The organism is Hyphomicrobium sp. DMF-1 (genome assembly GCF_027886585.1).
GTDB classification, from domain to species: domain Bacteria; phylum Pseudomonadota; class Alphaproteobacteria; order Rhizobiales; family Hyphomicrobiaceae; genus Hyphomicrobium_C; species Hyphomicrobium_C zavarzinii.
Genome location: NZ_CP115706.1, coordinates 597,399 through 615,199, shown reverse-complemented (window position 1 = coordinate 615,199; position 17,801 = coordinate 597,399). Strand labels below are relative to the sequence as shown.

Annotated in this window: 15 protein-coding genes; 7 read left to right on the top strand and 8 right to left on the bottom strand. The window is 65.0% G+C overall.

What is annotated here, in order from left to right; translation table 11 throughout:
• The first annotated feature begins 170 nt into the window (after positions 1-170).
• From PE058_RS02740 to PE058_RS02720, 5 genes are all read left to right on the top strand, one after another.
• Entirely contained in the window at positions 171-1,511 is a 1,341-nt protein-coding gene (locus PE058_RS02740; protein ID WP_271029774.1) for a trypsin-like peptidase domain-containing protein, read from the top strand.
• 48 nt (positions 1,512-1,559) lie between these two features.
• Complete coding sequence (locus PE058_RS02735; protein ID WP_271029773.1) at positions 1,560-3,716, top strand: protein kinase domain-containing protein; 2,157 nt, start codon at positions 1,560-1,562, stop codon at positions 3,714-3,716.
• A 211-nt stretch (positions 3,717-3,927) separates the two neighbouring features.
• A complete protein-coding gene (gene der / locus PE058_RS02730) occupies positions 3,928-5,307 on the top strand; it encodes a ribosome biogenesis GTPase Der (protein WP_271029772.1) in 1,380 nt (459 codons plus the stop codon).
• Positions 5,308-5,430: 123 nt separating this feature from the next.
• The gene (locus PE058_RS02725; protein ID WP_271029771.1) at positions 5,431-5,727 is read left to right on the top strand and encodes a hypothetical protein; all 297 of its coding nucleotides are present in this window, start codon (positions 5,431-5,433) and stop codon (positions 5,725-5,727) included.
• A gap of 406 nt (positions 5,728-6,133) precedes the next feature.
• On the top strand, positions 6,134-6,592 hold the full coding sequence (locus PE058_RS02720; RefSeq protein WP_020083933.1) for a DNA polymerase III subunit chi: 459 nt from the start codon (positions 6,134-6,136) through the stop codon (positions 6,590-6,592).
• A 14-nt stretch (positions 6,593-6,606) separates the two neighbouring features.
• Here the strand turns inward: PE058_RS02720 and PE058_RS02715 are convergent, their stop codons facing one another.
• The 3 genes from PE058_RS02715 to argB are packed head-to-tail and all read right to left on the bottom strand — an operon-like array spanning position 6,607 to position 8,921.
• Positions 6,607-7,131: a Csp1 family four helix bundle copper storage protein gene (locus PE058_RS02715; protein ID WP_271029770.1), complete on the bottom strand. Its 525-nt coding sequence runs from the start codon at positions 7,129-7,131 to the stop codon at positions 6,607-6,609.
• Between the two features lie 36 nt (positions 7,132-7,167).
• The gene (locus PE058_RS02710) at positions 7,168-7,962 is read right to left on the bottom strand and encodes a pyrimidine 5'-nucleotidase (RefSeq protein WP_020083931.1); all 795 of its coding nucleotides are present in this window, start codon (positions 7,960-7,962) and stop codon (positions 7,168-7,170) included.
• Between the two features lie 2 nt (positions 7,963-7,964).
• Positions 7,965-8,921, bottom strand: coding sequence for an acetylglutamate kinase (gene argB / locus PE058_RS02705; protein ID WP_020083930.1), 957 nt, complete (start codon positions 8,919-8,921; stop codon positions 7,965-7,967).
• A 334-nt stretch (positions 8,922-9,255) separates the two neighbouring features.
• On the opposite strand from argB, the gene PE058_RS02700 reads away from it, so the two are divergent.
• A complete protein-coding gene (locus tag PE058_RS02700; protein ID WP_271029769.1) occupies positions 9,256-10,932 on the top strand; it encodes a Clp protease N-terminal domain-containing protein in 1,677 nt (558 codons plus the stop codon).
• A gap of 324 nt (positions 10,933-11,256) precedes the next feature.
• Here PE058_RS02700 and PE058_RS02695 read toward each other — a convergent pair whose 3' ends face one another.
• From PE058_RS02695 to rpmH, 5 genes are all read right to left on the bottom strand, one after another.
• Entirely contained in the window at positions 11,257-12,309 is a 1,053-nt protein-coding gene (locus PE058_RS02695; protein WP_020083929.1) for a linear amide C-N hydrolase, read from the bottom strand.
• 127 nt (positions 12,310-12,436) lie between these two features.
• The gene (gene yihA, locus PE058_RS02690; protein WP_271029768.1) at positions 12,437-13,084 is read right to left on the bottom strand and encodes a ribosome biogenesis GTP-binding protein YihA/YsxC; all 648 of its coding nucleotides are present in this window, start codon (positions 13,082-13,084) and stop codon (positions 12,437-12,439) included.
• Between the two features lie 7 nt (positions 13,085-13,091).
• Complete coding sequence (gene yidC, locus PE058_RS02685) at positions 13,092-14,963, bottom strand: membrane protein insertase YidC (protein WP_020083927.1); 1,872 nt, start codon at positions 14,961-14,963, stop codon at positions 13,092-13,094.
• Between the two features lie 180 nt (positions 14,964-15,143).
• The gene (gene rnpA, locus PE058_RS02680) at positions 15,144-15,584 is read right to left on the bottom strand and encodes a ribonuclease P protein component (protein ID WP_083929011.1); all 441 of its coding nucleotides are present in this window, start codon (positions 15,582-15,584) and stop codon (positions 15,144-15,146) included.
• A 51-nt stretch (positions 15,585-15,635) separates the two neighbouring features.
• Complete coding sequence (gene rpmH, locus PE058_RS02675; protein WP_020083925.1) at positions 15,636-15,770, bottom strand: 50S ribosomal protein L34; 135 nt, start codon at positions 15,768-15,770, stop codon at positions 15,636-15,638.
• Between the two features lie 386 nt (positions 15,771-16,156).
• On the opposite strand from rpmH, the gene PE058_RS02670 reads away from it, so the two are divergent.
• The gene (locus PE058_RS02670) at positions 16,157-17,656 is read left to right on the top strand and encodes a dihydrolipoyl dehydrogenase family protein (protein ID WP_020083923.1); all 1,500 of its coding nucleotides are present in this window, start codon (positions 16,157-16,159) and stop codon (positions 17,654-17,656) included.
• Positions 17,657-17,801: the final 145 nt, after the last annotated feature.

Sequence of the window (17,801 nt, the reverse complement as noted above, 5' to 3'; positions counted from 1 at the left end):
CCTGATCGTCGAGTTGTAAAGAAGCCGCCCGCACCGCACGTTCGGTGCCCGCGCGGAGAGCGGCCCGCCGTCCTGTCGTGATCGTATTAAACAATGCGATCACGCTCTAGCACCGCTCGCGTTTTTGCATTTATACTCACAATCAGTCGACCTCTTTGATGGGGCTGAAAATGTTCGCTCGAGCCGCAGCGAAGCCCATGGGCCTCGGCCTCATCGCGGCAGTCTTTCTAAGTTTAACCTTGGTGACGGTGAGTGAGCGCGCGAAGGCTGGCGAGGCTTTCGATACGTCCGCCATCGAGGCGAGCGTCGTTCGCGTCATCGTTCCGCAAAGCCAGCCGGACAGCTTCAGCCTCGGCACCGGCTGGATCGTCAGCGGCCGCCGCGTGGTGATCACCAACAATCATGTGGTCGAAGGCGGCACAGCCTTTCACCTCGGCGTTCTGGTCGACGGCAAGCCGCAGGTCATCGAGGCCAAGCTGCTGCGCCGCTCTCCCGAAAAAGACCTCGCCGTTCTGGAAGCGGTGAGAGACCTGCCCGGCAAAGCCCTCCCGCTTGCGGGCTACGAGACCAGGGCCACCACACGCGTCATCGCCATCGGCTTCCCCGGAACTGCCGACCTCGCGCTGTTCTCCGATCGCAGCACCGGAGAGATGAAGGCCGTGCGTTTCGGCCTGGAGGACGAGGATTTTTATCGCCCCACCTGGACCGAGGGCGTCGCCTCCCGCAATCTCAGCTATTTCCGCAGCATCGACGGCCCAGCGCTCCAGCATTCCGCGGCCATCAACCAGGGCAACAGCGGCGGCCCCTTGATCGATAGCTGCGGCCGCGTGCTCGGCGTCAACACCATTCGCGCTGTCGAGAACGATCCGCAGGGCGTGTTCTACGCCATCCATCCGAAAGAGATCACCCGCTTCCTCGAGGTCGCGAGCTTCTCGCCCACCATCGTCTCGAGCACCTGCACCATCACCGGCTCGTCGAGCGCCCTCGTCTTCCCGATGTTCTTCGCAAGCCTGCTGCTGGCCGCCGCTTCGCTCTGGGTTGCATACCGCCGTCAGGTTCCGGTCGTGGTGAAACCGCTCACCGCCGTGGCCGACCGCGTGAGCCGCGTCGCCGCTGGCGCCGGTTTCGGCGCGATCGGCCATGCCAACCGCGACGCCGGAAAGAAGGTCTCGCCGGTCTCGCCACCTCCGAAGCGCGAGAAATCCATCACGCTCACGCCCAAGGCCGCAGGCCCCGAATTCGTCATCGACAAAGACAAGCTCGAAAAAGGCCAGTCTCTCGTCATCGGCCGATCGCGGAGCTGCGATGTCGTGCTCTCGCATGAAAGCGTGAGCCGCCGCCACGCCCGCATGTGGCTCGACAAATCCGGCGTGCTCTGGATCGAGGACCTGGGATCAAGCGCGGGGACTTACGTCGACGCCGAGCGCATCACGAAAGCAGCCGTGCCGCCGGGCAAGCATGTCCGTTTCGGCGCGGTCGGATACACGTTCCATCTGGGGCGAGATTTTTAGGCATTTTCCAACCGAGGCGGCCGGCCGCTCCTCATTTCAGGACCCTCAATGGAACACGAATACGCCCTTCCCATCGGCACGCTTCTCGCGGACGAATATCGCATCGACAGCATCCTGGGAGCCGGCGGTTTCGGCATCACCTATCGCGCGCATGACGTGAAGCTCGATATCGACGTGGCGATCAAAGAGTATTTCCCGCGCGATTTCGCGAGCCGCTCCAACACCGTCACCGTCCGCCCGCGCACCCGCAGCGAGGTCGAGCAATTCAAATGGGGCCTGTCGCAGTTCATCGACGAGGCGCGCCGCCTCGCCCGCCTGCAGCATCCCAACATCGTTCGCTGCATGCGCTACTTCGAAGGCAACGACACCGGCTACTTCGTCATGACCTTCGAGGAGGGCCGCACCCTCGAAACCTACTTCCCGAAGCCCCCGCAGCAGCGCGAGCTGGACGAGTTGCTGACGCCGCTTCTCAACGCGCTCGAAGCCCTGCACGCGACGGGCATCTATCATCGCGACATCTCGCCCGACAACATCCTCGTCCGTGACGACGGCAGCCCCGTGCTGATCGACTTCGGCGCGAGCCGCCAGGCCATGGCGCGGCGCACGCAAACCGTGGCCGCCATCGTGAAGCCCGGCTACTCGCCCATCGAGCAGTACGATCGCGAGACGCGCCAGCAGGGCGCCTGGTCGGACATCTATTCGCTTGGTGCCACCATCTACAGCGTCATCGCCGGCGGCCCGCCCCCCGATGCGCTTTCGCGCGTGCGCAACGATGCCTACGTCTCCGCCCGCCAAGCCGCACGAGGCGCCTACCGAAGCGAGTTCCTCGATGCCGTGGACTGGGCGCTGGAGCCGGATCCCGACCGCCGCCCCGTCACCATCCGCGAATGGCGGCGTAAGCTGCTGCCCAATCCGTCCGGGCGCGCCGAGACCATGGCGACGCGGTTCGAGCCCGCAGGCGGCGCCAAGACGCTCGCCACGCGCTTCTTTGGCAAGAGTGAGAAGGCGGCCGATACGGCTCCCAAACAGCCGTCGAAGCTGCGCTGGCCCGACTACGTGCTGCGCGGCGCGGCTCTGGTGATGCTGGCCGTGTTCCTCGTCCGCATGTTCGACGGCGCCGAGAAGGAGAGCGCTGCGCCCCAACCCGCGGCACTCCTGGACGACGCGAGCGAACGCAACCTGCCCGCCTTGGCACAAAACCCCGAGGGCGTCTGGAACCGCGTGGAGCTTGTGATGCGCCGCCTCGGCCATCTGCGCGGCAGCGGCACGGCGTCGATCTCCGACATCCGCACCGCTCTCAAGAGCTATCAAGGCGCGATTGGCCAGCAAAAGACCGGCACGCTCAATCAGGACACGCTGAACCGCATCCTGGAGGAAGGCGTCGAGCTCGATCCCTACAGCGTCGCAGGCGCCGCCGTGGAGGGGCGCTGGTTCTTCGAGAAGAACCAGGAGGGCTGCCGCATCTCCACCGGTGCAACGCGCATCGAGGGACGTTCCATTCTCACCCAGCGCCCGGTGTTGGAGTTTGGCCGCAAGCGGAGCTATTCCGAGGACTCCTCGGGCGACACCTTCGACGTGGGTCTCTCCAAATCCGCGCTCTTCGACACTTCGAGCCCCGTGAGCCTCACCTCAGGCACCGATCACCAGATCCTCAAGTTCGACGGCGAGGACATCGTGATGGGCGACACGGCCGACGGCCATCCCTCGCGCGATGTCACGCGCACGCTCCGCTTCCATGAGGGTGAGGTGATCCTATCGGGAACCTCCGCCTATGGCGGCACGCTGAAGCTCTCCTACCCCACCAGCGGCTTCGAGAAGGCATTCCGCGCAATGGCGGCAGAATGCGGCGAAGGCATCCTCTACTGGATCGACGATTGGGGCGCCGTCGTCAGGGATTCGAACGCCATGCTCTGGCGCACGATGGCCTACGGCAGCGAGGAGGAAGCCAAGCAGCAGGCCATGGCGCTGTGCGTTGCCAAGTCCGAATCCGGAGGATGCGAGCAATATGCGTCCTTCAAGGAGCAGTGCTTCGCGCTTTCCGCGGGAGAGAAAAAGAAGGACGACTGGGCCTCGGGATGGGCGACCGACGCCGACGTGGAAGCCGCGAAAACCTTGTCGGCGGAGGACTGCGCGAAACAGGGCGGCAAGAACTGCGAGCTGATTCTCACCTTCTGCTCAGACGGCTCCAACGAGTACGCACCCTGAAAGCGGCCTCTGGAAATGCGAATCCGGACCGCTCCGGCGGCTGATGCAGCAAAAGGCGTATATTTACCATTCGGCAAGGCCCGCTCCCGCCAAATGGACGCGTGCGCCCATCGCCGCTTTGCATTTCCGGCAATTTCAGGCCATAGAGCCCCTTCGCTTGACTTGAATTGCGCAAACGCGCTCTGAGCGACGCCTGACGCGAGCCAAGATCATGATTCCGAAAATCGCCATTGTCGGCCGGCCCAACGTGGGCAAATCGACCCTGTTCAACCGCCTGACCGGCACCCGCGCCGCCCTCGTCTCCGACCTTCCCGGTCTCACGCGCGACCGCAAGGAAGGCGACACCACGCTCGGCGGCCACCCCATCAAGATCATCGACACCGCCGGTCTGGAGGTCGCCTCGCGCGGCTCCATTGCCGACCGCATGCGCCAGCAGACCGAGGCGGCGATCTCGCTCGCCGATCTCGTGCTGTTCGTCATCGACGCGCGCGACGGTGTGACCGCCACGGACGAGACCTTCGCCCGCACGGTCCGGTCATCCGGCCGTCCCGTTGTTCTCATCGCCAACAAGTGCGAGGGCCGCTCCTCCGACGAGGGATTTTACGAAGCCTTCAAGCTGGGCCTCGGCGAGCCTGTCGCCATCTCGGCGGAGCATGGCATGGGCCTCGGAGACCTCGAACGTGATGCCCTCGCCGCCCTCGGCCTCAAGCCGAAGATCAAGAAGCGCGGCGAGCACGATGACGAAGAAGAGCCGGAGGAAGAGGAAAAAAAGAGGCCGCTGCGGGTCGCTATCGTCGGCCGCCCGAATGCCGGAAAATCCACGCTCGTCAACGCGCTCATCGGCGAGGACCGCATGATTACGGGCCCGGAGCCGGGCCTCACGCGCGACTCGGTCGCGAGCGACATCACCTGGAACGGCCAGGCGATCCGCCTGTTCGACACAGCCGGACTGCGTCGCAAGGCCAAGGTCACGGAGCTCGCCGAAAAGCTCGCCACCAGCGACACCGTCCGCGCGATCCGCTTCGCCGAGGTCGTCGTGCTTCTCATCGATCCCGAGCGCGGGCTCGAGCACCAGGACCTGAGCATCGGCGAGCTGGCGACCGAGGAAGGCCGCGCAATCGTGATCGCCGTCAACAAGTGGGACCTCGTCGAGGAGAAGCAGAAAGTTCTGAAGCAGCTCTTCGACAAGATCGCCATCGGCCTCGCACAGGTGCCGGGCGTCGCCGTCATCCCGATCTCGGCCGCGAGCGAGAAGGGCCTCGACAAGCTCCTGCGCGCCATCACCAACGCCGCAGAAATCTGGAACCGGCGCGTCCCCACGCCACAGCTCAACCGCTGGCTGGAGGAGGCCCTCGCACGCCATGCCCCGCCCGCGCCGTCAGGCCGCCGCCTCAAGATCCGCTACATGACGCAGCCGTCCACGCGCCCGCCCACGTTCGTCGCATTCTGTTCGCGGCCCGACGATCTGCCTAAGACCTATCAAAAATACCTGACCAATAGCCTCCGGGAGGCCTTTGATTTGCCAGGAGTTCCTATTCGCCTGAACCTGCGCGGCGGCGATAATCCGTTCGCCCCCAAACGCCGCCGATAGGCCGGTTCAACCTGATCAAAGGTTAATCAGAGACAGGCTGGTGCAGCACAACCGGGCAGGATAGTTTCGGGCTTGGATCGTGCCCGGCAATCGCATGTGAAAAAAGCAAAAGGGAACGCGTTGATGTTCAGAGAGTCCTACACCCAATCCGCGGGCACCACCCTAGGCCGCGTGATGCGCATCGTTCCGGTCGCAGCGGCCGTGCTCGGCCTTTTGACGATCGAGGCCGCCGCCTACAGCAAGAAGGTCGAGAATTCCTGCAGGGGCGACTACCAGACCCACTGCCCCGCCTACAAGGAAGGCTCCGCCGCGCTGCGCAACTGCATGACGCTCGCTGGAAAGAGAGGAAACCTGAGCCCCACCTGCTTCAACGCGCTGGTGGATGCCGGCATGGTGCCGCGCAAGTATCGCAAGAAGTAGCAATCAGGGCCGGACTTCCGGCCCTTTTTTATTGCGGCCCGGAACGGCTATCGTGGCCGATCTCTATCGGGCCCATGAATCGCAGCGAAAGAATCGTAGCTAAAGAATCGCAGCGGGCGGGAGCACGACAGCGAACCCGAAGATGCTGCTGTGCTACACCGCCCGCACGGGCGTCACCCTTGATGGCGCCGCACCGGACCTCGACAGATAGGCGAGAGTGTTCCCCATATCAAGACCCCTCGATTGCCTTTTGTCGATTTGATTTCGAATGCGGAGGCGCGTGCGCATGCGTGCTTGATGCGCGTCAAGTTGCGCAAGCCGCGAAGCGGCCGGGCCTGCATTGAGTGCGGGCCTGCATCGGGATAGGAACGGTCTCGAGAAACGAGCCAAGAGAAGCGCGACGGCAATGGCGGATGCGGCTGAAGTTTTGTTCTACCACCTCGAGCGCGCGCCGCTCGAGCGTGTGCTGCCGTCTCTGCTCGAGCGCACGCTCGAGCGGGGTTGGCGCGCCGTTGTCCAATCCGGCAGCGCCGAGCGCCTCGAAGCGCTCGACCTCGCCCTCTGGACCTACAACGACGCGAGCTTCCTCCCGCACGGAACAGCACGCGATGGCGATCCGTCACGCCAGCCGATCTACCTCACCACCGGCGACGAGACGCCGAACGGCGCCGGCGTGCGCTTCCTCGTCGACGGCGCGGAGATGACGCACTTCGAAGGCTTCGTCCGCATCGTGTGCATCTTCGACGGACACGATGCGGAGGCGACCGGAAAGGCGCGCTCCCAATGGAAGGCAGCCCAGGCGGCCGGCTGCACCGTCACCTACTGGCGGCAATCGGAAAGCGGCCGCTGGGAGAAGCAGGGCTGACGCTCGCCCCCCGATCACGCATCGGATAGCTTCTTCGCTTCCTTGGTGAACGCCGCGCAGGAATCCGCGCAAGCCTTGCACACCTCGTGGTGCTCGGCGTGCTTGCGGCACGCCTTCTCGCAATCGGCGCAGATATCGCCACAGACCTTGACCAGCTGCTTGAGCCGGGTGGCTTGCAGCGAGGCAACCCGAACGACGGCCGTGCAGACAGGGCTCATGGCGAGAACGCTTTCGAGGCATTCGGCGAGCGACGTATCGCCCTTCGCGATCAAGCCGAGGCAGTGCGGCACGCACGCTTCGGCGCTGGCGACGCACTTCTGCGCAGCCTCGATCAGCGCCCTATGCTGCGAGGAGGCGTGCCCCTCGGCCCCGTGCATCTCCGCGTGATGCTCATGCCCCGCGTGAGGATCCTCCTGGGCGCTTGCGCCCGTCGCGGAAGCGAGCGCGCTTGCTGCGAGCACCGCCGCTCCACTCACTTGCAGCGCCTGGCGCCTGCTGAGCCCGGCCTGTGCCGTCGATGTTTCTACTGCCGTGATCATGCCCCGCCTCCTATTTTGGAATGGCTGCTGAGCATATTACTCCCGTTCAGCGTCGCAACCACCAAGTGATGTCCGCCGGTCGGCCAGGAACTGACCGAGATCAAGCGTCATGTGATGGATGTGGTCCGGCAGCTCCGTCCACGTCTTCATCTTCTGCTGGAGGGGATGGTCGATGTAGCTCGAATGCACGAGCACCGTCGTCATGCCCAGCGCATGCGGCACCTCGAGGTTCATCGGCATATCCTCGAACATCGCCGCGCTGCCGGGCGCCACGCCATGGCGGCTGATCATCCGCTGGAACGCATCGGCCTCCGGCTTAGGAACGTAGTTGCACGCCTCGATATCGCAGATGTCCTCGAACAGATCGAGCACGCCGAGCTTCTCGGCCACCCGTTCCGCATGACGCCGCGAGCCGTTCGTGAAAATGAGACGGCGCCCCGGCAGGCTGGCGATCTCGGCGCGAAGCTCCGGCGCTTCGCTCACCACCGACAAATCGATGTCGTGCACATAGGCGAGGAACTCGCCCGGATCGAGCTTGTGCACGGCCATCAGCCCCGCGAGCGTCGTGCCGAACTGCCGGTAGTAGGCCTTCTGCAGATGCCGCGCGTGGACGTAGGGAACGCCGAGATAATGCGCGATGAACTCGCCCATGCGGTGGTCCACCTGCGCGAACAGGTTGCATTCCGCCGGATAGAGCGTGTTGTCGAGATCGAAGATCCAGACATCGGTGTTCGCGAACGAGCGCCGCTCGGCTCCGGCTCGCGGGGCAAGGATCTTCGGCCGCCCGTCGGGGCCGCCCGATTGCTCAGGAGTGTCCGTGCCGTGCGCCACGCCTAGGCCTTCTTCACCTTTGGCTTGCGCCGCCCGACCAGCGTGCCCGCGCCGTGATCCGTGAGAAGCTCGAGCAGCACGCTGTGGGGGACCTTGCCGTTGATGATGACGACCGCCTCGACACCCGCTTCCACGACTTCGATGCAGCCCTCGATCTTGGGAATCATGCCGCCGGTGATGGTGCCGTTGCGGATCAGGTCCTGCGCCTCGTCGATGGCGAGATCGGCGATCAGCTTGCCTTCCTTGTCGAGAACGCCCTCGACATCCGTCAGCAGCAGCAAGCGCTTCGCCTTGAGGCGAGCGGCCAGCGCCGAAGCGAACGTGTCGGCGTTGATGTTCAGGGTCTCGCCCTGCGGCGAAATACCGATCGGCGCGATGACGGGAATGAGATCCGACTTCGAGATCACGTCCACGATATGCGGATTGACCTGCAGCGGATCGCCCACATAACCGATATCGACATCCTTCATCTCGTTGCTGGTCGGATCGGCCATCTGCGTGATCTTGCGCGCGATCATCAGGTTGGCGTCTTTGCCGCAGATGCCGACGGCCTTGCCGCCCTGCCGGTTGATGGCCGACACGATGTCCTTGTTGATGCGCCCCGCCAGCACCATCTCGACCACCTCGACGGTGGGCTTGTCGGTGACGCGCAGGCCGTTCACGAACTCGGAGGTGATGTCGAGCTTCTTCAGCATGGTGGCGATCTGCGGCCCGCCGCCGTGCACCACGATCGGGTTCACGCCCGACTGCTTGAGATAGACGATGTCCTTGGCGAAGGCATCCGACAGGGCTTGGTCGCCCATGGCGTGGCCGCCGAATTTGACGACGACCGTCTCCTCGTCATAGCGGAGCATATTGGGCAGCGCCTCCGCCAGGATGCGCGCCTGAACGTGGGCCGAGACCTCTTTCGGATTGAAGCTGTCCTGCACGGTGCCCGGAGTGTCGCTCGCCTTCGCCATGTGTCTCTGTTCGATCCCTGCTACTGCCGCGTACAGAAAACAGCGGGATGGGAGCTTTTCAACGAAAAGCGGAAATCCCCTGGACGGCAGCCCCGGTCACAGGTCCGCCACGGCGAGCACATATACCGTGTGGATAGCCGTCCTCAATGGAATTCCCACACCTTCGCGCGCCAAGATTACGCGTTGAGTTCTGGGGAATTGAGGTCCAACCTTGCCCGCGTCTGCATCATAACGTCATATCCCGAATGATAGATTCGATCCGTTGGGGGCTCCGGCGGCCAGGCCTGGGACTTGGTGCCCGCAAACCGCGCTCGCCCTGGGAGAGGAAGCCGCAATGACGACGATGATCGTCGACGATCTCGGCAGAATTCCCATGTCGCCGTACCTCACGGCCACCCTGACGCGCGCCGCCGACTACGCCACCGCACAGTCCCACCGGGAGGTCACGCTCGAGCACCTGCTTCTGGCGCTCGCCGAGGATCCCGAAGCCACTGTCGTCCTCAAATCCTCCAACATCGATCTCGCCCGCCTGACGGCCGAAGTCTCGGATTTTCTGGGCCGTTCCGACGACCGGGTCGACCTGGAGAGCGGCCAGGCAATCGCCATCTCCGCCGATTTGCGCCGGATTCTGGAGGCCGCAGCCGCGGCCGCCCGCCAAGGCCGCCGCCGCGAGATCAACGGCGCCATCGTGCTGGCCGCCATCGTGGGCGACGGCAAGAGCACGGCCGCCAATCTGCTCCGCGTGCAGGGACTGACGTTCGAGGAAGCGATTCGGGCGCTCCAGCGCGCCACGGCCCCGCCGCCGCAGCCCGCACCGGCACCCGTTCCGCCGCCGCCTCCGGTCGCCCACCAGCCGGCGCCCAGCCGTCCTCCGCCCGCAGAGGTGCGCGAAACGCCGCCTCAGCCCGATTTTTCGCGCCCCGCGACCACCGAGGAAATTCTTGCCTCGGCCCGCGAGCGCCTACAGAGCCGCTCTCCCCAGCAACTCCCTGTCGAGCCTCCCGCGCAGGCGCCGCCGCCCGCGCTGCCACGGGCCAACTATCCCGATCTCGGAGGCCCGCCGTCGCGGCATGCGCCGCCTCAGCCGGCCCCCGCCGCCCGCGAGCTCGAACCCGAGCATCCGATCTCTGAGGGCCGCCCGGCCTACCACCACCCCGATCCCGGGGCCGATGACATTCCGGCCTATATCCGCAGGCGCCAGCCCGCGGAGGAGCGATTCGAGGAGCATCACGAGCCGGTGCTTCCGCACGCGCCGGCTCCGTCCGCCTCGCACTATCCGGCGCCGCCTCCGGCACCCCCGCACGTAGCCCGCGCTCCCGCCGAGCACGAGCCTCCGGCCCCGCCCTCGGACGCCGCCGCGAGCGCGCGCTGGCGCCCATCGCAGACCGAGGCTCCGCGCACCGCGCCACCTCAAACCGAGCGCCGGCGCGTGACGGGCTCCGGCCCCTTCGTAGGCTCCTGGCCGTTGATCGAGGCCGGCCAGCTGGTCGAGAACATTCCGCGCCGCATGCGCGTCGGCGTGCCTGTCGTCGTCGAAGCCCGCATCGCACGCGCCGACGTGAAGGCCCTCGCCGAGGGACTGCAGGGCGGCGGCGCAGCCTTCCGTCATGAGGTCGTGGTCACCAAGGCCATGTCGGTGAGGCTCAGGGCTCCGGAAGGCGGCTTCTCCATCGAGAACCGGTCACCCGAGACGCAATGGATCGAGAACGTCCTCGGTCTCGGCAGCGACGACTTCGCAAGCTGGCGCTGGACCGTGACACCGCGCTCGCGCGGACGCCGCCAGCTCCAGCTCATCGTCTCGGCCCGCACCGTCGGCGCGGACGGCGTGACGGCGGAGACCGCGTTGCCCGACCAGCTCGTCGACGTGAAGGTGGCCATCAACTACGGCCGCACGCTCGGACGCTGGGCAGGCTGGATCGGAGCCGCGATTGTCGGCGGCCTTCTCGCCAAGTTCGGCGAGACCGGCTACGTGATCCTGAAGCTCCTCGCTGCGAAGTACCTCGGCGTCTAGAGCGTGCGATCTTAGAGGCTTGGATCACGGCTCTAGGTTTTGCCCGCGCATTGTCTTGCGGCGAACGCACCTTCACTTAGCCGGAAAATGCTCAAGACACCGCGCAATGTGGACGACCCGTCGTCCCTTCGAGGATCGCGCTCCACGCGTGTCCGGACACCGCCCCCGTCGGGTAATGCGTCAACCAGGCTGTCGGCGTGCCAGACAATAGGAGGTCATCCCGGCGAAGGCCGGGATCCAGTCACGTCTGTTGAGAGCGAGCGGCCTCATCCTTGTCAGCGGCGTCGGCGTTACGTCGTCCGTGCCGCACGAAGCCGGCGACCGCTAGAACGGCGCAGCTTCCTTCTTGAATGCCCCCGACACATCTCCCGAAAGCGCGCTGTTGTCCGGATCGAGCGCCATGACCGGTGCTCCCGGCGCAAGATCGAACTTCGCAAGATCCGCCCAGATTACGTTGGGGCTCGTGGTCAGCTCGAAGAAGTAGCGCTTGCCGGTGAGATTGAGCGCGGTGCGATACTCCGTATTGTAGATCCCGAACCCCTTGTACGGCGCACCGAACGGCACCGACACGTTTCGGATGATTGCGAGAATGCCGGCAATGGCCTCCTGCTCCGACTTGGGGTCCGGCAACAGCGCCGAGTAATAGGCCGCGCGCTGGAAGCGATCGCGAGGATTGACATTGCCAGGCAGCGGCATCTCGCTTGTCGGCTTCGAGAAATCCAGTTCCGCAAGCAGCGCGAGCTGCTCGTCGTAAGGCGGATCGTTGGTCATGATGCGATAGTCGCGACCGTGATGGATCACGGGCTTGCCGCCGATGTACTCGACGATCGCCGAATCCCCGCCCGCATCCTCGAGCGCGAGGTGAACCGTAGCCTTGTGGCCGCGCGCTTCCGCCATCACCACCTGCACCTTATCGAGCGCGGCAAGCGCCTCCTCGACGGTCGCGGCGTTGTCGAGGACGTACTGCGCCCAGAGCCCCGCATGCAGGCCGGGCATTCCGGCATCGCGCGCGCCGAAATCCGTGGCCGTCAAAAACAGAAGATGCGCGCCGAGCCCCTTCTCGTTCAGCCCATCCACTGAGCCGATACCGTAGATCGTGGTGACGATGCTGCCGTACTTGGATGTCCACTTGGCCGGGTTCTCGGCAATGATGGTCTCGGGGCCGAGCCGCCCGCCGTCGCGCGCCATCCCGCGCGGAAAGACCGTAAGCTTGGGCTCGGTGCTCTCCGGCCAATCCATCGAGCGGCCGGTTACGACAGCGAGCTTGTTGTCGTTCCAGAGCACGCGCGTGCAGGCTTCTGCCATATCGAAGAGAGAGACGGAGAGCGCCGTCACCATCACCCCGGTGATGAGCGGCAAACGCATGCTGAGTTGCATCGCGACCTCGTGCGAGAGGGGGCCAAACTGAAACAGTCCGGCTCGGACTATGGGCGATTTGCCGTCGGCAACAATCGCGACACGCGATGCTGATTAATAACGTCTTCCTTTGGAGGACCGCGAGAGCTCAGTCCCGAAGGATCGCGGCCAGCGTTGCCCGAAGCTCTGGAAGGCCCCAGCCCTTCTCGGACGAGGTGGCGAGCACGATCGGAAACGCCGCCGGATGCGACGAGAGCTCCTTCTCCGTCGCCGCCTTGATGGCCGCGAGCGCAGGAACGTTGATCTTGTCCCCCTTCGTCAGCACCACCTGATAGGGAACCGCCGTCGTATCGAGCATCTCCATGATCTCGCGATCGGGCGGCTTGATGCCGTGGCGGCTGTCGATCAGCAGGAACACGCGGCGCAGCGTCGAGCGGCCGCTGAGGTAGGAGCGAACGAGAGCCGTCCACGTCTCCACCTTGTCCTTGGGCGCCTTGGCGAACCCGTAGCCTGGCATGTCGATGAGATAGAGCGGATCTTCGTCGGGCACGAAGAAGTTGAGCTCCTGCGTGCGCCCCGGCGTGTTGGAGGTGCGCGCAAGCCCGCTCTTGCGCACCATCGCGTTGATGAGGCTCGACTTGCCCACGTTGGAACGCCCGGCAAAGGCAACCTCCAGCCAGCCGTCGTCCGGCAGCCCGTCGAGCGCCACGACGCCTTTCACAAAGCGCCAGGGCCGGGAGACCAGGCGTTCCCCCGCCGCGATGTCCTCGGGCGTGAAGAGCGCCACATCGGTCATCCTGAGATCACCCCTTCGACTCGCTCTTTCGCCCGAACAATCGCCCTATTGGCGCGAACGTGCGCTTGAGATTGTCCACCAGATGAACGTCCGCACCCTGCTTGTGGGAGATGTACCACTGCTGAGCGATGGACAGGATGTTGTTCCAGGCCCAGTAGATCACGAGGCCAGCCGGGAAAGCGGCGAGCAGGAACGTGAACAGCAGCGGCATGAACGAGAAGATCTGCTGCTGGATCGGGTCCGGCTGCGGCGGGTTGAGCTGCATCTGGAACCACATGGTGATGCCCATGATGATCGGCCACACGCCGATATGCAGGAACTCCGGCACCACGAACGGCAACAGCCCGAACAGGTTGAAGATCGACGTCGGGTCAGCCGCCGAGAGATCGCGGATCCAGCCGAAGAAGGGCGCATGGCGCATGTCGATCGAGACGAACAGCACCTTGTAGAGCGCGAAGAACACCGGGATCTGCACCAGGATCGGCAGACAGCCCGCCAGCGGATTGATCTTTTCCTTCTGGTAGAGAGCCATCAGCTCCTGCTGCTGCTTGGCCTTGTCGTCCTTATAGCGCTCACGAAGCTGCTCCATCTGCGGCTGGAGCTTCTTCATCTTCGCCATGCTCTCGTAGCTCTTGTTAGCGAGCGGGAAGAACAAGCCCTTCACGATCACCGTGACCGCGAGGATTGCGAGACCGAAGTTGCCGAGGATGCCGTACAGCCAGTCGATCAGATAGTAGAGCGGCTTGGTGATGAAGTAGAACCAGCCCCAGTCCACAAGCAGCTCGAACTTCTCGATGCCGAGCGACGTCTCGTAGTCCTCGATGAGCTTGACCTGCTTGGCACCCGCGTAGAGGCGGTTCTCGGTCTTCTGCGTGGCACCGGCCGCAACGACGATGCCGCCGAGGCTATAATCGGTCCAGAACACATCAGGTGAGAGGCCCTTCTTCGGCTGCCCGCGGAAGCTCGCCGCATACGTCGCCTTCTGATCGGGAATGAGCGTCGCCGCCCAGTACTTGTCGGTGATGCCGAGCCAGCCGCCCGTCTTGCCGTCGAACGTCTTGGCGCCCCCGTCCTCGAGAACCTTGGCGTAGGCGATCTCCTGAAGGCCCGCGTCTCCCGGAACGCCGATCAGACCCTCGTGGAGCACGGCGTAGCCCGACGTGTGCGGCAGGCCGAAGCGGTAAAGGCGGCCGTAAGGCGTGAGAACGATGTCGCCGGAGGTGGTGTTCTGCACCTCGTCCGTGACGGTGATCATGTAGTGCTCGTCGATCGCGAGCGTCCGAACGAACTTAAGGCCCTGCCCGTTGTCCCAGGTCAGTTTGACCGGCGTGGACGGGGTGAGCTTGGCGTTGGGCTCGGCCTGCCAGACCGTCTCGCTGTCAGGAACAGCCGTCTGCGAGCGGCCGGCGGCCTGCCAGCCGAACTCGGCGAAGTAGGCGTTCGGCGCGCCGAGCGGAGAGAACAGCACGACGTTCGGGCTCTTCGGATCGACCGTCTCGCGATAGTTGGCGAGCACGAGGTCGTCGACGAGGCCACCCTTGAGCGAGATCGAACCCGTGAGCGACGGCGTCTCGATCGGCACACGCTGGGTCTTCGCCAGCACTTCCGGGCGGGTGCCGACCGGCGCGGCCGACAATGACGTCCCGCTTGGCTGCGCGCCGGGAAGCGTCGCGCCGGGCGTTGCCGGTGCGGTCGCCGCGGCGGGATTTTCACCGGCGGCCTTAGCGGCCTCCTGCTGCGCGACCTTCTCGCGCTGCGCCTTTTCCTGCTGAGCCTTCATCTGCGGCCCGGCGTAGAAGAACTGCCAGCCGAGCATCACCGCCACCGAGAGAACGACGGCGATGAGAAGGTTCTTTTGATCGTCGGGGCGCTGGCTCATGAAGACCTCGGATATCGCGGTGCCGCCCTGAACGCCGGCGGGCGGCGGCCCGCAAATTTCAGACTGGCTCTCTTACAACCCTGGTAACGCCTATGGATATGGGCGATTTGAGCGCGGTGCGGATTAACCCCATTTGAGTGTGTCCGCAAACGTGGGAACCCGCAGCCGGCAAGACACCGGTCAGCCGGCACCCCCTAAGGGGTTTTTGCCTTTCTGCGGCGCTGCCGCAGGGTGATGCACGCGATGGAGAGCCCGTTCAAGGTCTTTCTTGATATCGGCGAACTCACGGTCGAGCGCCGCCAGCCGGGCGACCAGCACGTAGTCGTGCTCCTTGTGGGCGAGCTTGGGCGCCACCAGCGCAACGGCCGCCTTGAGGCGCCTACGAATACGATTGCGCACCACCGCGCCTCCGAGCTTCTTCGTGACCGTGAAGCCGAAGCGTGCGGCGCCGAAAGGCATCAACTCACTCGGCCCTTGGGACTGTGTTCCTTGGGATTTGGGCGCACGAGAACCCGCCCGCTCACGGGGGCGTGTTTCCAGAACGAAAGAGGGCGTCGCAAACCGCGCGCCCCCTCTAAGTCTCAGAAATTCCGCTCGTTTCTTGAGCGTCTCAAGCGCCACGACGAAGCCTCCAGCCCTGCGGGCCCTGCCGCGTCGCGAACAGTCTGGGCGCTAGGCCGACAGGCGCTTGCGGCCCTTGGCGCGGCGGCGGGCGATGACCTTGACGCCACCGGCCGTCTGCATGCGGGCGCGGAAACCGTGGCGGCGCTTGCGAACGAGCTTGCTCGGTTGATAGGTCCGTTTCACGGGTCTTACTCCAGTAGATCGATGCGAACAGCCGCAGCACGGCGAAAAGCGCCATCCAATGCTGAGCGTGATGGGATTGAGGGGCTTATAAGTTGCACGGGGCTAGAAGTCAATTGACGCCGTGGCCCTCCCGATGCGATCGGCGCCTCCGGACAGGCGGCACAAAAGCGGCCCACGCCTTGCTGCCGCAACCAGCAGGATAGGCCTCAGACCGGCCGCACGTTTTCGATAACTCCTTGCAAACCCGCACAAGACCAGGGAATCCTCCCAAACACCGTTAATGCCGCCGCACCACCTCCCGGGACCTGCGCCAGCCCATCTGGCTGGCAAGCTTCCAAAGAGCGCCGATTTGTGCCCCCGTCGCGAGGGCTTTCTGGAGCATTACAATGTCTCAACCGAGATCCGGGGCCCTGCCCGCACAGAGCGCCGAGACCCCATCCGGCGAGAGCTCCGTCGTCCTCGCCGGCGAGCCGCTCGCGACCGACATTTGCGTGATCGGCGCGGGCTCGGGCGGGCTTGCGGTGGCAACGGCCGCCGCAGCATTCGGACGTAAGGTGGTGCTCGTCGAGAAGAACAAGATGGGCGGCGGCGGCCTCAACGTCGGCAGCATCCCCTCGAAGGCGCTTCTCGCCACCGCGAAACGCGCCCACGCCATGCGCACCGCCGCACCCTTCGGCATCGCATCCGTGGAGCCGCAGATCGACTACCGCGCCGTGCAGCAGCATGTCCGCAATGTCATCTCGGCCATCGCGCCACAGGATTCCGTCGAGCGCTTCACCGGCCTCGGCGTGCGCGTCATCCTGGGCGCCGCCCGCTTCCTCGACAAGCGCACCGTGCTCGCCGGAGACTATCGCATCACCGCGCGCCGCTTCGTCATCGCCACCGGGTCCTCACCAGACGTGCCGCCGATCCCGGGCCTCGAAAGAACGCCCTATCTCACCAACGAGACGATTTTCGAAGCCGACCGCAAGCTGCCTCACCTGATCGTCATCGGCGGCGGCCCCATCGGCCTCGAGCTCGCTCAGGCTCACCTGCGCCTCGGCAGCCGCGTCACGGTGCTGGAAGCCGCTCGCGCCCTCGGGCGTGATGACCCCGAAGCCGTCGCCGTCGCACTCTCGGCCTTGCGCGCGGAAGGAATCGACATCCGCGAGGGTGCCAAGGTCGAACGCGTGGAGAGCATGGCTGGCTTCGTGCGCGTCTACGTCTCCACCTTGAACGGCATCGAGACGGTGGACGGCTCACACCTCCTCATCGCGACCGGGCGCACGCCCAACCTGTCGGATCTCAACCTCCCCGCCGCCGGCATCAAGTTCGGAAAGCAGGGGATCTCCGTCAATCGCGGGCTCAGGACATCCAACCGTCGCGTCTATGCCATCGGCGACGTGGCCGGCGGCCCCCACTTCAGCCACGTGTCGAGCTACCAGGCCGAGATCGTGCTACGCCGCGCCCTGTTTTGGCAGCCGGCCAAGGTCGACACCACGATCCTCCCCTGGATCACCTTCACCGATCCCGAGCTGGCCCACGTCGGCTTGACCGAGGACCAGGCCCGCGCCGCCAAGCACAAGCTCAACGTGCTCCGCGCCTCCTTCGCCGAGAACGACCGGGCCCAGGCCGAAGGCGAAACAACCGGCCATATCAAGGTCGTCACCAACGCCGAAGGGCGCGTGCTCGGCGCCACCATCGTCGGACCCAATGCCAGCGAGCTGATCCAGATCTGGGCCCTCGCCGTGGCCCAGCGCCTCCACATCAAGGCGCTGGCGAGCTATGTCGCCCCCTATCCAACGCTGGGCGAGATCGGACGCCAGGCCGCGCTCCGCCACTACGCCACCCTGCCGTCCAAGACGAAGGTCCGTAAGCTCATCGATTTTCTTGCCAAGCTTGGTTAGCGGGGGTTATCGCACCATATTCCTGGGATCGGGATGATAAGCGCCTCTCCCCTTGACCATGTCCCGAGAACTCGGCTCGTATGGATACCCGCCGTGGGTGACATAGGCAGCGCGAAGTGCCAGAATCGCTTCCGAGCCTCATCTC

Excerpts from the sequence above, each read along its gene's own strand:
- PE058_RS02740 (WP_271029774.1), top strand. The coding sequence starts at position 171 with ATGTTCGCTCGAGCCGCAGCGAAGCCCATGGGCCTCGGCCTCATCGCG.
- PE058_RS02735 (WP_271029773.1), top strand. The coding sequence starts at position 1,560 with ATGGAACACGAATACGCCCTTCCCATCGGCACGCTTCTCGCGGACGAA.
- der (WP_271029772.1), top strand. The coding sequence starts at position 3,928 with ATGATTCCGAAAATCGCCATTGTCGGCCGGCCCAACGTGGGCAAATCG.
- PE058_RS02725 (WP_271029771.1), top strand. The coding sequence starts at position 5,431 with ATGTTCAGAGAGTCCTACACCCAATCCGCGGGCACCACCCTAGGCCGC.
- PE058_RS02720 (WP_020083933.1), top strand. The coding sequence starts at position 6,134 with ATGGCGGATGCGGCTGAAGTTTTGTTCTACCACCTCGAGCGCGCGCCG.
- PE058_RS02715 (WP_271029770.1), bottom strand. The coding sequence starts at position 7,131 with ATGATCACGGCAGTAGAAACATCGACGGCACAGGCCGGGCTCAGCAGG.
- argB (WP_020083930.1), bottom strand. The coding sequence starts at position 8,921 with ATGGCGAAGGCGAGCGACACTCCGGGCACCGTGCAGGACAGCTTCAAT.
- PE058_RS02700 (WP_271029769.1), top strand. The coding sequence starts at position 9,256 with ATGACGACGATGATCGTCGACGATCTCGGCAGAATTCCCATGTCGCCG.
- PE058_RS02695 (WP_020083929.1), bottom strand. The coding sequence starts at position 12,309 with ATGCAACTCAGCATGCGTTTGCCGCTCATCACCGGGGTGATGGTGACG.
- yihA (WP_271029768.1), bottom strand. The coding sequence starts at position 13,084 with ATGACCGATGTGGCGCTCTTCACGCCCGAGGACATCGCGGCGGGGGAA.
- yidC (WP_020083927.1), bottom strand. The coding sequence starts at position 14,963 with ATGAGCCAGCGCCCCGACGATCAAAAGAACCTTCTCATCGCCGTCGTT.
- PE058_RS02670 (WP_020083923.1), top strand. The coding sequence starts at position 16,157 with ATGTCTCAACCGAGATCCGGGGCCCTGCCCGCACAGAGCGCCGAGACC.